6 protein-coding genes are annotated in these 12,472 nt (G+C 70.8%); 1 reads left to right on the top strand and 5 read right to left on the bottom strand.

Annotation, left to right across the window (positions count from 1 at the left end):
* Nucleotides 1-134: 134 nt before the first annotated feature.
* Complete coding sequence (locus ACIF9R_RS06635) at nt 135-737, top strand: TetR/AcrR family transcriptional regulator (RefSeq protein ID WP_399975240.1); 603 nt, start codon at nt 135-137, stop codon at nt 735-737.
* A 68-nt stretch (nt 738-805) separates the two neighbouring features.
* On the opposite strand, the gene ACIF9R_RS06630 is transcribed toward ACIF9R_RS06635, so the two are convergent.
* The 5 genes from ACIF9R_RS06630 to ACIF9R_RS06610 all read right to left on the bottom strand — a co-directional run bounded on the left by ACIF9R_RS06630 (nt 806) and on the right by ACIF9R_RS06610 (nt 12,265).
* A complete protein-coding gene (locus ACIF9R_RS06630; RefSeq protein WP_399975237.1) occupies nt 806-1,348 on the bottom strand; it encodes a GNAT family N-acetyltransferase in 543 nt (180 codons plus the stop codon).
* A 56-nt stretch (nt 1,349-1,404) separates the two neighbouring features.
* Complete coding sequence (locus tag ACIF9R_RS06625; RefSeq protein WP_399975234.1) at nt 1,405-1,779, bottom strand: VOC family protein; 375 nt, start codon at nt 1,777-1,779, stop codon at nt 1,405-1,407.
* Between the two features lie 215 nt (nt 1,780-1,994).
* Nucleotides 1,995-2,486, bottom strand: coding sequence for a hypothetical protein (locus ACIF9R_RS06620; RefSeq protein ID WP_399975232.1), 492 nt, complete (start codon nt 2,484-2,486; stop codon nt 1,995-1,997).
* Between the two features lie 162 nt (nt 2,487-2,648).
* Complete coding sequence (locus ACIF9R_RS06615; protein WP_399975230.1) at nt 2,649-3,101, bottom strand: SMI1/KNR4 family protein; 453 nt, start codon at nt 3,099-3,101, stop codon at nt 2,649-2,651.
* Between the two features lie 92 nt (nt 3,102-3,193).
* Nucleotides 3,194-12,265 (bottom strand): DNRLRE domain-containing protein, encoded by a 9,072-nt coding sequence (locus ACIF9R_RS06610; RefSeq protein ID WP_399975228.1) that lies wholly within the window; start codon nt 12,263-12,265, stop codon nt 3,194-3,196.
* Nucleotides 12,266-12,472 lie beyond the last annotated feature (207 nt).

Genomic DNA, 12,472 nt, shown 5'->3' with positions numbered 1-12,472 from the left:
CGAAACGGAACACCGTTCCGGTACGTCGAACGATACGGAACAGTGTTCCGCTTTGGCAAGTGCGGGCGTGCGGAGGCGGGTACGGGCACGCGTGAGACCATGCGGGGGCGTGCGAGAGGCGGAAGGACGACGCGGTGAACCAGAGCGGCCAGGGCGGCGACACGGACGGCGGGCCCGCGGCCCCGTCACGCCGGAAGGACGCCCGGCGCAACAAGGAGACGCTGCTCGACGCGGCCGCCGCGGTCTTCGTCACCTCGGGCGTGGACGCCCCGGTGCGTGACATCGCCTCGCGCGCCGGCGTCGGCCTCGGCACCCTCTACCGCCACTTCCCGACCCGGGCGGACCTGATCATCGGCGTGTACCGCCACCAGGTCGAGGCCTGCGCCGAGGCCGGCCCGGCCCTGCTGGCCGCCGCCGCGACCCCGCACGCCGCCCTGCGGCAGTGGATCGACCTGTTCGTCGACTTCCTCGTCACCAAGCACGGCCTCGCCGCCGTGCTGCGCTCCGACCAGGCGGGCTTCGCCTCCCTGCACGGCTACTTCCTCGACCGCCTGCTGCCGGTCTGCGCCGAACTGCTCGACGCCGCCATCACGGCCCGCGAGATCCGCGCCGACATCGACGCCCTCACCCTCATGCGCGGCGTGGGCAACCTCTGCATCGGCGCGGAAAGCGACCCCGACTACGACGCGCGCCGCCTGGCCGGCGTCCTCGTCGACGGCCTGCGCCGGCCGGGCTGAGGGCCGGACGGGGGAACAAGAGGGCCCCGGGCGCGCTGTCGTAGCGCGCCCGGGGCCCTGAGCCCGTGTCAGCCCTGCGGGTCCGGCCTCCAGTCCTGGGCCAGGAGTCCGAGCAGCACCTCGTCCAGGAACTCGCCCATCACCCAGGCCGAGGAGCGCAGCACGCCCTCGCGGACAAAGCCGTTGCGCTCGGCGGAGCGCAGCATCGCGGTGTTGTCCGACAGGGTGTCGATCTGCAGCCGGTGCAGGCCGCGTACGACGAACCCGTAGTGGCACAGCACCGCGACCACGTCGGTGCCGTAGCCCTTGCCTCGGGAGGCCGGGCGCAGCCCCAGCCCGATGTGCGCGGACCGGTTGTGGTTGTCGATGCCCCACAGCGTGGCGGTGCCGACCAGTGTGCCTTCGGCCAGGTCCACCACGGAGAAGGGGACGTGTCCCTGCTCCTTGTCGTCCACCACGAGTCGCGGATCCTTCGCGCCGGGCGTGATCGGCCGCCACGGCCCGCCCTCGGCCCGCGAGGCGTTGACCACGTCGTCGTACAGTTCGGCCCGCAGAACCGGGATGTCGTCCTCGTGCCGGGCCCTCAGCCCGACCTTGGCGCCGCTCAACATGCGAGCTTCCTATCCGACCGGCCGGGTCCCCGGCAAAGCATTAAGCGGCCCGGACCTCAGTGGAGGCAGAGGCAGAACGGATGGCCGGCCGGGTCCGCGTAGACCCGCCAGTTGGCCCCGGGGCGGATCTGGTCCGTCCGCTCCAGCACGGTCGCGCCGAGGGCCAGCGCCCGCTTCTCCTCCCCGTCGAGGTCGTCCACGTCGAAGTCCAGGTGGAGCTGCTGCGGGCGCTCCTGGTCGGGCCAGGCGGGCGGCCGATAGCCATCCACCCGCTGGCAGGCCAGCGGGACCCCTTCGAACCCGTGCACCTCGACCCAGTCGGGCTCCTCGGGATCCGCGACCACCCGGCCGCCGAGCAACTCCGCGTAGAACTCGGCGAGCCGCACCGGATCAGCACAGTCCAGCGCGACGGCCTGCAGCTTTCGGATCACTTCCGACCACCCTTCGTCCACGGCCGCTGGCGCGACACCCCGTACGCAGAGGGCCCTACCCGCCACCACACCGGGCATGCCCGGCGGCAGGAGCTGCCAGGTCAGACCAGCCAGCTCACTTGTTGATCTCGATGACCCGGCCGCCCGGCCCCAGGCGCGCCCGCCCCGCGTGATGCCTACGCGAGGCGACCATCAGCCTCCAAAGGCTCACCGGCTCAGCCCGCCCGCCACTCGCCGGTGTCCGGTTCGAAGGGCACGGGCGGGTCGCATTCGGCCTCGGGGATGAAGGGCATCTCCACGGTGTCCCAGAGGAAGACGTGCAGGAACGCGGTAATGCTCCCGTCGAAGTACCTGAAATCCGAGCCACGGCCAGGTTGACCGGCGACGGTCCACCGGTCGGGGTCGGCACCGGACATGGCCCGGTACAGCCCGTCGCCTCCCGTGGTGAACCCCAGGGCAACCATCCATCCGGCTCGGGCCCCAGGGGGACGCGTGGACTCGCCTTGGGGTTGATCTACCTTCAGCAGACGCGCCTCTTGGTACTCCCGGGCGAACCGGGCAGCCGGCTCCGCTTCGCTGTTCTCGACACCGGGCACGCAAACGATCAGATACGCGTCGAAATCACCGGGCCCGAACCAGCGGACGTACTCCTTGTAATCCGTCGGCAGCCGCGTACCGACGGCCGCGTCAGCCCGCTCCCAGTCCACCAGGTAACGACGTGGGGGGACAGCCCCGCGTCACGGGCCAACTGCTCTTCAGACCACTCGAATCACGTGGCTGTCGAGGAGCGGCCGACCTCTCACAGGTATGCTCTGCAGCCGCCGTCATGGCGTACCCGCCCTCCTCTCACGATCTCTCCGGCGTCGGCATCACAGGGAGGTAAGACCGTCAGCCAGCCACACCGTGGCGTCACCACCGGGAAACGGGTCCGGCAACCCCCAGGGGGGGATGTGACCCGAGATGAGTCCAGTCAGGAGGGAAACCAGTCCGTTCTCGTGCTCCCACCAGTCATCGTTCCTGGTACTCACCACAACGGGCCAGGAATCCGGGTTCAAGTCCCCCGTGCGCCAGTAGAACATGTCTCCCGAACTGCTCTCCGCGCAGTGCAACAGCCCTCCGGGACGGGGGTAGGGCACGTATCCGTGCGCCATGTCGGCATCGACTAGGTCCTCCAGCACGTCCAGCGCACCCAGCTTGCTCGCCGCGGACTCCGCCTCGCGCCCAGGCCAGGGCGTGCCGACCAGCAGAAAGCCGCCGACGGAAAACGTCGGGTACGCCTCGCTCAGCTCCTTGTAGTCACTCGGCAGGTCAGTACCCAGCACACGTGCAGTCTCCGACCAGTCGATCTCCCTCACGTGTCCGGGGCGCTGTTCACGCAGGCCCGGAAGAGCACGTTCCAGGTCATTGACACCGCTCAACACGAGTGCCCCTTCCTCTGCTGGTTCGACACGGGAGTGCTGAAGAGTACCCCCGTCTTCGTCATGGCAGTCATCTGAATCGAATCCGGCACGAGTGCCGAGTCGGAGGGATAGCTCAGCTGACCGGAGTAGAGAACCGCGTTACCCGCCTTCAACTGCTTGACTATGCGGGACTCGCACCGCCGCATACCGCTGGTGTTCATCTGCCGGTAGCCGGTGAATAGATTCTCCGAACGCCATTCACCACCATACTGGTCCGCGATGATATGGGTTCGATTGTAGGTGTAGAGGCCAGTGGCATTCTGGGGATTGGGATCCGGGAAGCCGGCGACGTACGGGCTCCCGTCGTCGTCTCTCCCCTGGTTGGGCTTTTTCAGGTCCTGCGGACAGATCAGCGCGGTCGCGCCCTGCGGGCGGCGTTTGACCAGAGGCTGGTAGAAGAACCGCTCCGACTTCGGCCGGGCACAGAGGTTCTCGGATGACGTACCACTGCCACCTCCGGCAGAAGGACCCGGTTGCGGCCAGGGAGAGAGAGCGGGGTCCGGTCGGCCCTCCCCGTTGGGGAAGAACTTGAAGTAGCCACGCAGTTGCGCCGGGGTGAACCTCAGGTCCTTCTGAGCCCGGGTGAACGCATCGTCCACGAACTCGTCGTGCTCGGTGTCCGTCGTCGCGCTGGTGACCGGCCGTTCCGCTGCCGTATGCAGCGCATCCTTGATGAGATCGGGCCACGGCGGCGGGGGCGGAGGCGGCGGGGGCCCGGCGTCGAAGCAGGCGTAAAAGCACAAGGCGGTGCCGTTGCTGGGCCCAAGACCTGGGCGGCCACCCATGCCTGTGTCGACGAGGTCACTGCTGCCCGCGTTCTGTCCGGCCGCCCAGGCTGCGGCGGCCGCCTGGGCACGTACAGCGGCCGCCAGACCGGACGTCGACGGCAGGCTCCATCCGCCGCCGTAACCCGGCGTGTACGGAGAGGGGCCCGGACTCGGTGACGGTCGTCTGCCGTTGTCCGGTCCTAGGTCCCGACTTCCGAACCACCACGCAGCGCCCGAGACGAGGGAGAAGGCCCCACCGACGATTCCGCCGATCGCGGCGCCGCCCGGCCCGGCCACCGCCCCGGCCCCTGCCCCGACACAGACCGGAGCAGCAACGGGGAGCGCGCAGGGCACCAAGTGTCCGCTCGGGTCCGTGTTCAGCAGGGGGTTGCCGTTGCCGTAGCCGTAGCGGTTGGCGTTGATGGACGGGACCGGGTTCAGGGTCCAGGAGTCGCGGGAGGAGAAGCCGCCTGTTTCCGGGTCGTACCAGCGGGCGTGCATGTTGACCTGGCCGGTGTCCGGGTCGGTGTACTCGCCCTGGTAGCCCAGCGGGCCGGTGCTGCCCGACGCCGCTGTGACCTTGCCGTAGGGCGAGTAGCCCGTCGAGCCGGCCAGGGTGCCCGTGGCCGTGGCGAAGGCGCCGGTGACATCGCCGTGCACGTCGGACAGCAGCGCCGTGGCGTTCGTACCGCCGACCTGAGCGGAGGACACCGCCTCGCCCGCCGGGTCGCGGAAGACCAGGCCGGCTGCCGTGGCGACCGGGTTGTTGGAATGGTCCGCGTAGGTCAGCGTGTCGTCGCCCTGCCGCACCAGGCGCCCCAGCGCGTCGTACCCGTACGCTGTGCCGTCCGCCGACACCATCCGACCGTGCGCGTCGAAGGCGAAGGTGTGGCTGCCGCCCGCGTCGCTGCCGGCGGTGCGGTTGCCTCGCGGCGTGTACGTGTACGTCACGTCCCCGGCCGTCAGCAGGCGGTTGCGTGCGTCGTACGTCGCCGTCGTGTCACCGGCGGACGTGCGGTTGCCCGCCGCGTCCCAGGTGTAGTCGGTGACCGTGCCGTCGGCGCCCGTCCAGCTGGTCAGACGGCCCGCCCGGTCGTAGCCGTAGGACTGGGTGCCCGCGCCTGCGGTTCCCGTCGTCGTCTTCTCGACCAGGCGGGAGGCCGCGTCATAGCCGTACGTGACCGACGCCGTCGTCGTGCCGCCCGGGGCCTTCAGGGTGTCCGAGGTCGGGCGGTCCAGGACGTCGTAGCCCAGTGCGCGGGTCGCGCCCGTGCCGCCGTACGCCACCGACGTCAGGCGGGAGGCCGTGTCGTAGCCGTAGGTCAGTGTCGCCTGCGTCAGCGGGTCGGCCGCCGACTTCAGCCGGCCGGCGCCGTCGTAGCCGAAGGTGGCTGCTCCCGCCGCGTCCGTGCGGGCGGTGAGGCGGCCTTCGGTGTCGTAGGTGAAGGACGCCGTGCCGGACGGGCCGTCGGCCGACAGCAGGTTGCCGCGGTCGTCGTAGGTGTAGGTGTTCGTGCCGCCCGGCGCGCTCGCCGAGGTGAGGTTGCCCAGCGCGTCGTAGCCGAGGACGTCCGGCGTGGTCGCGGCCTCGGCGCCCGATCCGGCGGACCGGATCAGGCGGCCCAGCGCATCGAAGGTCCGTTCGACCGTCACGCCGCCCGGCCGGAGTTCCTTCACCGGGAGCCCGGCCGCGTCGAACACCGTGGTCCAGGTGCGGTCCGCCGTGTCCGGGTGGGCCTGTGTGGAGGGTTCCACCACCGTTTCCAGGGCGCCGCGGCCGGTGAAGCCGTACCAGGTGGTGTTGCCCCTGCCGTCGGTCAGGCGCGTGCGGTTGCCCGCCGCGTCGTAGCCGTACGTCGTCGTGATCGACGTGTCCGCGTCGACCGGCTCGACCAGCCGCGTCAGGCGGCCCAGCGCGTCGAATGTCTGCCGGACCGTGTGGTCCAGTGCGTCGGTGACCTCGACCGGGTTGCCGTCCGCGTCGTAGGAGGAGGACATGCTGCGCAGGACCGTGCCGGCGGCGTTCTCGTCCCGGACCTCGGTGGCGCGGCCCGCCAGGTCGTGGACGGTTCGTGTGGTGCGGCCCTGCGGGGTCGTCACCGCCGTGGGCAGGCCGGTGGGACCGTAGGTGTAGGTGGTGACGCCGCCGCCGGTGTCCGTGGCGGTGAGCGGGTCGCCCGCCGCGTTGTACGTGCCGGAGGCGGTCAGTCCCGTCGGGCTCTTCGTCGAGCGCAGGTTGCCCGCGTCGTCGTAGGTGTGCGTCGTGGTGAACGCGCCCGGTGCGGGGTGGCGTTCGAGGACTGTTGAGGTGATCTGGCGGCCGAGGTCGTCGTAGGTGGCCTCGGTGCGGGCGCCGGTCGGACCGGTGGCGGACAGCTGCTCGCCCAGCAGGTCGTAGGTGAACGTCGACACCGGGGCGGCTGCGCCGTCCTCGGGGGCCGGCAGTGTCACCTTCGCCAGGTTGCCGAACTGGTCGTAGGAGTAGTGCGTGGTGCGGCCCAGGGCGTCGGTCTCGCTCGCCAGGTTGCCCGCCGCGTCATAGGCGTGGGTGACCTCGCCGGGCAGCGGATCCGTGGCGCCGGGCGGGGTGTAGTCGGGCATGGTCGCGCTCGTCGCGCGGCCCAGACGGTCGTACGCGGTGTGCTGGACGTGGCCGTTCGGGTCGCGGACCGCGGCCGTCTCGCCGAAGGCGTTGTAGCCGACGGTGGTGGTCGGGCGGACGGTCGCCGCCGGGGACTGCCGGGTCTCGGCGGTCACCGGGGCGTCGCGCGTGACGACGAGGCGGCCGAGCGCGTCGTACGTGTGGTGCGTGGTGTACGCGGCCGGGTCGGCACCGGTGACGTTGCCGCGGGGGGAGGTCTCGGCGACCACAAGGCCGCGGTCGTCGACCTCGTAAGTGGTGACCAGGTCGGTGGCGCCGTTCTCCACCGTCTGCCGGGTCAGGTCACCGGTGGCGTTCCGCTCGTACGTGACCTTCTCGGTGCGGGTGCCGCCGGTGCCGGTGAGGGTTGCGGTGTGCACCGCGCCGCCGGCGTCGTAGGTGTAGGCGGTGCGGCGGGCCAGGCCGGAGGGGTCGAGGACCTCGGCCGTGGTGCGTCCGGCGGCGTCCACCTCGTAGGCAGTGGTGACCTTGCCGTTGCCGGTGGTCTCCCGGACCAGGTGCCCGGCGGCGTCGTAGGCGCGGTCGCTCAGTACCAGGTCGCGGGTGGTGCCGTCCGGGTCATGGAAGCCGGCCAGGATCTCGCGGGCCTTGAGGCCGTCGTCGTAGTACGTGTGGCGTGTGGTGCGGCCCATCGCGTCGGTGTGCTCGGCGAGCCGGCCCGCCGGGTCGTACGCGTACGAGTCAAGGACGACGTCACGGGCGGCGGAGGGGTCGTTCGGGTCGCCTGTGTAGCCGGCCAGGGTGACCGTGGCGAGGGAGCCCATCGCCGTGTACGTGTACCGGAACGTCCTCTCGCCCGGCAGGGTGCGGCTGGTCTGGCGGCCGTAGGCGTCGTAGGTGTAGGTCTCCTCGCCGCCCTCCGGGTCGGTGAGCGTGGCCAGGCGGCCGTGCGTGTCGTAGGCACGGCGCGTGGTGCGGGTGGCGTCGCCGCCGAGGAGGTCGGCGACGGACTCCGTGAGCACCCTGCCGTCACCGTCGTACGTGTACGTCGTGCGGGCCCGGTGGTCGGTGTCCGTGACCCGGTTCGTCGTGACCGGGCCGGTGACCGTCAGCGGACGGGACTCGCCGTCGTACGTGGTGGCCGTCGTGACGCCGCCGGGGTGGGCATCGGAGATCACGCTGCTGCCGGTCTCGCGGCCGAGCGCGTCGTAGGTGTACTCGGTGACGACGCCCTTGGGGTCGGTGACCTTCGCCAGGTCACCGGCCGCCGTGTAGGCGCGCCGGGTGACGGCCCCGCGCGCGTCGGTGCTGGTGGCGAGCAGGCCGGCCGGGGTCGTGCCGCCGTCGGCGGCGGGCTCGGTGCCATCGGTGAAGGTGAAGGACTCGGTGCCGGATGGGGTGGTGGTGGAGGTCCGGTCACCGAAGGCGTTGTAGCCGTACGACGTTGTGTAGGTGTCGTCGGCAACGCCCGCCGAGCGGGCGTCGCGTACGGCGGTGAGCTGATCGTTGCGCGGGTCGAGCGGATCGTCGGGGTCGTGGAAGTAGCTCGAGTACGAGGTGTGGCAGGTGTCCTCGTCACCGGTCTTCCGGCACGTGGTCTGCGAGACGCGGTTGCCGCGCTCGTCGTTGCCGAAACGGGTGACGGAACCGTCGGGACCGGTGGTGGCCGCGAGGTAGCCGCCGGTGTCGTAGGCGAAGCGCGCGGTGTGACCGGCCGTATCGGTCTGGGCGATCAGCCGGTTGCCCTGCAGTGGGTCGTAGGTGTAGCCCGACATGCGGTCGTTGGGGTCGGAGACCGTGACGGTGAGGGTCGGGGTCCCGTCGACGGCAGGCTGGTCGTCTGTGGCGGGCTGGTCCTCGGTGCCCGTGACCTCCAGGTCGGACAGGCGGTATGTGCCGCCATTGGCGTCCGTGTAGGAAGACACGCGGTCGTTCACGGTGTCGTAGGCGACCTCCGCGTGCACCCGGCCGCTCGCCCGGGTCACCTTGGTGAGCTGCTGAGCGACCTGCGCTGAGGTGTGATGCTCGGCGACGGTGCGGGCGCCGAGGGGCCGGGAGTAGACGGCGGCCTCGTCGATGTCGCCGGCGAAGTGGCCGACGGTGCCGGTGGTGGCGGGCCAGTTGTTCCAGTAGCCGGCGCCGAGGTACACGAAGCGCTGGTCGTACTGGGTGATCTCACCGCTGAGGCTGCCGGCCTTCCTGCCGTCCAGGTACAGCGTCTGGGTGTTGCCGGCGGCGGTCAGCGCCACGTGGTGCCAGGTGCCGTCGTTGACGGTGGAGGCGGAGGTGATGGGCGCTGCGGTGCCGTTCCAGAACTCGCCGCGCAGCCTGCCGTCGGTGCCGACGTACAGCGCCGGGGTGTACTTGCCGGTGGTGGCCTCTTCCAGGGTGTGGTCCTGGTAGCTGAGGAGGACACCGCTGCCGGTGGTGCGGAACCACAGTTCGGCGGTGAGGTAAGGGGTGTCGGAGACCAGCTGGTCCGGCAACTGCACGTAGGACGTGGTGCCGTTGAAGGTCGCCGCCGTGTCCGGGCTGCCCGCGAGCGCGCCGGGCGCGCCGAGCTGGACGTCCCGGTAGGTGCCGGCGTGCTCGTCCCGGCTCAGCGGGAGGTCGCCGGCCGCGTCGGTGGCGCCGTCCTCCTCGTTCAGACGCCAGTAGGAAAACGGGCCGGCGTCGTGCAGGACCGTGCGATGGTGGGAGCCGTCGCCGTATCCGTAGGCGGTGCAGGCGCCGAGCTCCTCCTCGGGACCGCAGACCAGGGTGAGTCGGTCACCGGCGTAGGTGTACGTCCAGGTGAGCGGGTCGGTGCCGGTCTTCGGCGGGTCGGTGCTGACGGTCGCGACATGGCCGCCGGACCAGGTGAGGTGCAGGGCGCGGCCGCCGGTGGCGGTGACGTCGGTCAGCTCTCCGTCCGTGTTGTAGGTGAGGGTCTGGGTGCGGTCGCGGTAGTCGGTGACCTCGGTCAGCCGGCCGGCCGCGTCGAAGACGTAGGTGGTCTGCTCCTTGTCGGTCAGCTTCCAACCGCCGCCGCTGACGACGGTCAGGGTGGAGAAGCTGCCGTAGGGGGGCGCGTAACCGCCGTCGGGGTTCTTGCCGAAGCGGACCTGACGTCCGTCCGGCAGGGTGGCGACGACATTGCCGGTGCCGTCGCCGTCGGGCGCGATCCGCATGTCGTAGCGGGTGGACCAGCCGGCGCCGAAGGCGTTGTCGGAGCGCGGGTCGCGGCTGTTGTAGGTGCGGGTGACGGTCAGGCCGGGGCCGACCGTGGCCACGGTGGCGTCGGTGTCGGTGGTCGTGTAGTTGCCGATGCCAGGGTCGACCTCACGGCCGTCGGCGGCCAGGCCCTGGCTGCCCAGGTGGGAGGTGATCGCGGGCTGCTCAACGGCGGTGGTGACGGTGTAGAAGGGGCTGAGCGGGGTCGACTTGCCGTCCTCGCGGGCCTTGACGCGCCACAGGTACTGGTTGCCCCAGGTGAGCTTCCCGGCGGGCACATTCCACATGCGTTTGGTCAGCCAGCCCGAGTCGGCGCAGTCCGCTGGTGCCTCGACGGTTCCCGAGCAGATCTCGAACCAGTGCTCGATCTTGGCCCCGGCCGGGTGGTGGTCGATGCTCTCCGTGTCCATGAACAGCGCCGGGGTCAGGCTCCCGACCTGGCCGCCCGGGTCCGGGTACACGTCCGTGATGCGCGGGCCGACATCTTGGGAGGTGACGCCGACGGTGACGACCGGGACGTCCTCGCTGGAGAACCACTTCTGGTCCCGCAGCCGTTGCAGATCGAAGTTGACCTTGTACTTGCCCGGCGGCAGCGGAGGTATCCGGGCGCTGAGCGTGGTGTCGTCGCCGGGAGTGAGACGCTCGCCGAGACGGGTGAAGGCGACCTGGCTCATGAGTGCACCGGTGTCGTAGTCGCGGACGCGAACGCCGAGGCGGACCTCGTTCCACCCGAGCGGTTCCCAGGTGAAGTCGCCGAGGTTCGTGACGTTGACGCTCACCTCGCCGCCCTGACCGCCGGTCAGCGGGGCCGTCTGGGAGCCGACGTCGTACCGCGCACCCCAGGCGCTGTGCGTGACGGCCAGGTACGGCTTGTTGGCGGAGTTGGCGCTGCCGAAGCGCTTCCAGGGGCCGGAGGTGTCGAAGTCGGCCCACAGGGCGAGGCCGTGGTTGGCCTTCGAACCGTCGACCCAGCCCTGCACCAGGTTGACGCCCTTGCTCCCCAGGTCGAGGACGCGCCACTTGGACCCGCCGCAGTTCTCGCCGTGGGCGAAGGAGGCCGAGGCGATGAGGTCGTCGAAGCTCGGGGGGCGGTTGTTCCAGGTGACCGTCGTGGAGCTCCACGCGCCGGTGACCTGGTGAACGGTCATCTTCTGGGCGGTGCAGCTGGAGGACCAGACATTGTAGAGGCCGAGGTCGGCGTTGAGGATGTAGCGGTTCTTCAGCTCGCCGGTGACGTGGTCGAACTTCAGGTAGCTGATCGCCCGGTTGGTGCCGGCGTCGTAGCTGCCGACCTTCAGTTCGTCGTCACCGGCGAAGTTGCCGTCCGGCCAGGTGTCCTGGACGAAGGAGTCACCGTTGTCGTCGATGTCGTCGACGCTGGGGTCGACGCGCACCGGGTAGACCCGTTCGGGCGCGTCGAGCCATGCCTCGTCGAGCAGAACCTTCAGCGACCAGCGTCCGTCCTTCTCCACCAGCCGGTAGTCGACATCGCCCGACAGGGCGGGGCCGCCGGTCCTCGGGTCGTGGGCGGAGTCCTCCATCCATCCCTTGGGGATGACGGCCTGGGTCTCGCCACCGGCGTCCTTCAGCAGGACGGCGCCGTGCGGGTCGAGTGAGGGGGTCAACCCGCCGAGGTGGAGCGGGAAGGTCCACTCGCGGGGCGCATCCGGCGAGTTGAGGACGATGGTCTCCTTGACCGCGCCGTGCGCAGCCTCCAGGACGAGGTCGGAGTCCCGGCGCACGTCCTCGTAGTGCGCGGCGTCGTCCCGCACCTCAGCGGTAGCGGCGGTGGCCCCGGACACGCCGAAGCCGATCTCGTGGCGGCCGTCGTCCACCTTCAGCATGGCCAGGGCGGGGTCGTCGCCGCGGGTGGCCAGGGTGAGTTCGGTGTCGTCAGCGGCGGCGGCCAGCCGGTCGCCGCCCGCATGTGCCTCGTCGGCGGGGACCAGCGAGGTGTCGATCTCGCGCCAGGCACCGGCCGCGTCCCGGTAGTGCACCTGCTCGGTGTAGACACGGGTGGTGCGGGTGCCGTCGGGGTTGCGGAACTCTTTGGAGGATGCCGTGCGTTCGCCCGGGTCCTCGGCACTCTGCTCGGGGTCGTAACCGGTGAAACCCTGCTGCCCGTCGGTTGTGGCTCCCGGCTCGAGCGCGGGTGCGGTGGCCGTAGGTCCGACCGGGGTGAAGCCGACACCGGAGTCGTGTAGCGGCAGGGAGTCGTGAGCCGCCGTCAGGGCTGCGGGATCGGCCGTGCCGCGTCCGTTCGCGTCGGTGCGTTCAAAGCCGACCTCGTGCTTCCGCCCCGCCGCCGTGCCCGTTCGCTGCTCGGGTGGGGCGGCATCGGGCCAGGGCATGGCCGAAGTGGCCTGGACGAACGGCGTCAGCGCGGGCGGCGGCAGCAGGGTGACGCTGAGTGCCAACAACACGCTGCCGGACGTCAGGGCCACGGCCCGTGCGGGGCGTCCAAAGCGTCGGCGCCGGAGACCCACAAGGGGACGGAGGCGGGGGCTGTTGGGCACGGAACTCCTCGACACCACAAGGCCGATCGTCCGCACGCGGGACGATCGGCCGGAAGCAGGGGATCCGGGCGCACTCGCCGCCGATGGGGGAGAGGAACCCGGGCGGCGTAAACGCTAGATGATCAGGCGCCAGCC

The sequence above is a fragment of the Streptomyces sp. NPDC086080 genome (genome assembly GCF_044540255.1).
Lineage (GTDB): Bacteria > Actinomycetota > Actinomycetes > Streptomycetales > Streptomycetaceae > Streptomyces.
The sequence above is the reverse complement of the archived record's forward strand: the minus strand, read 5'-3'. Positions and strand labels throughout refer to the sequence as shown.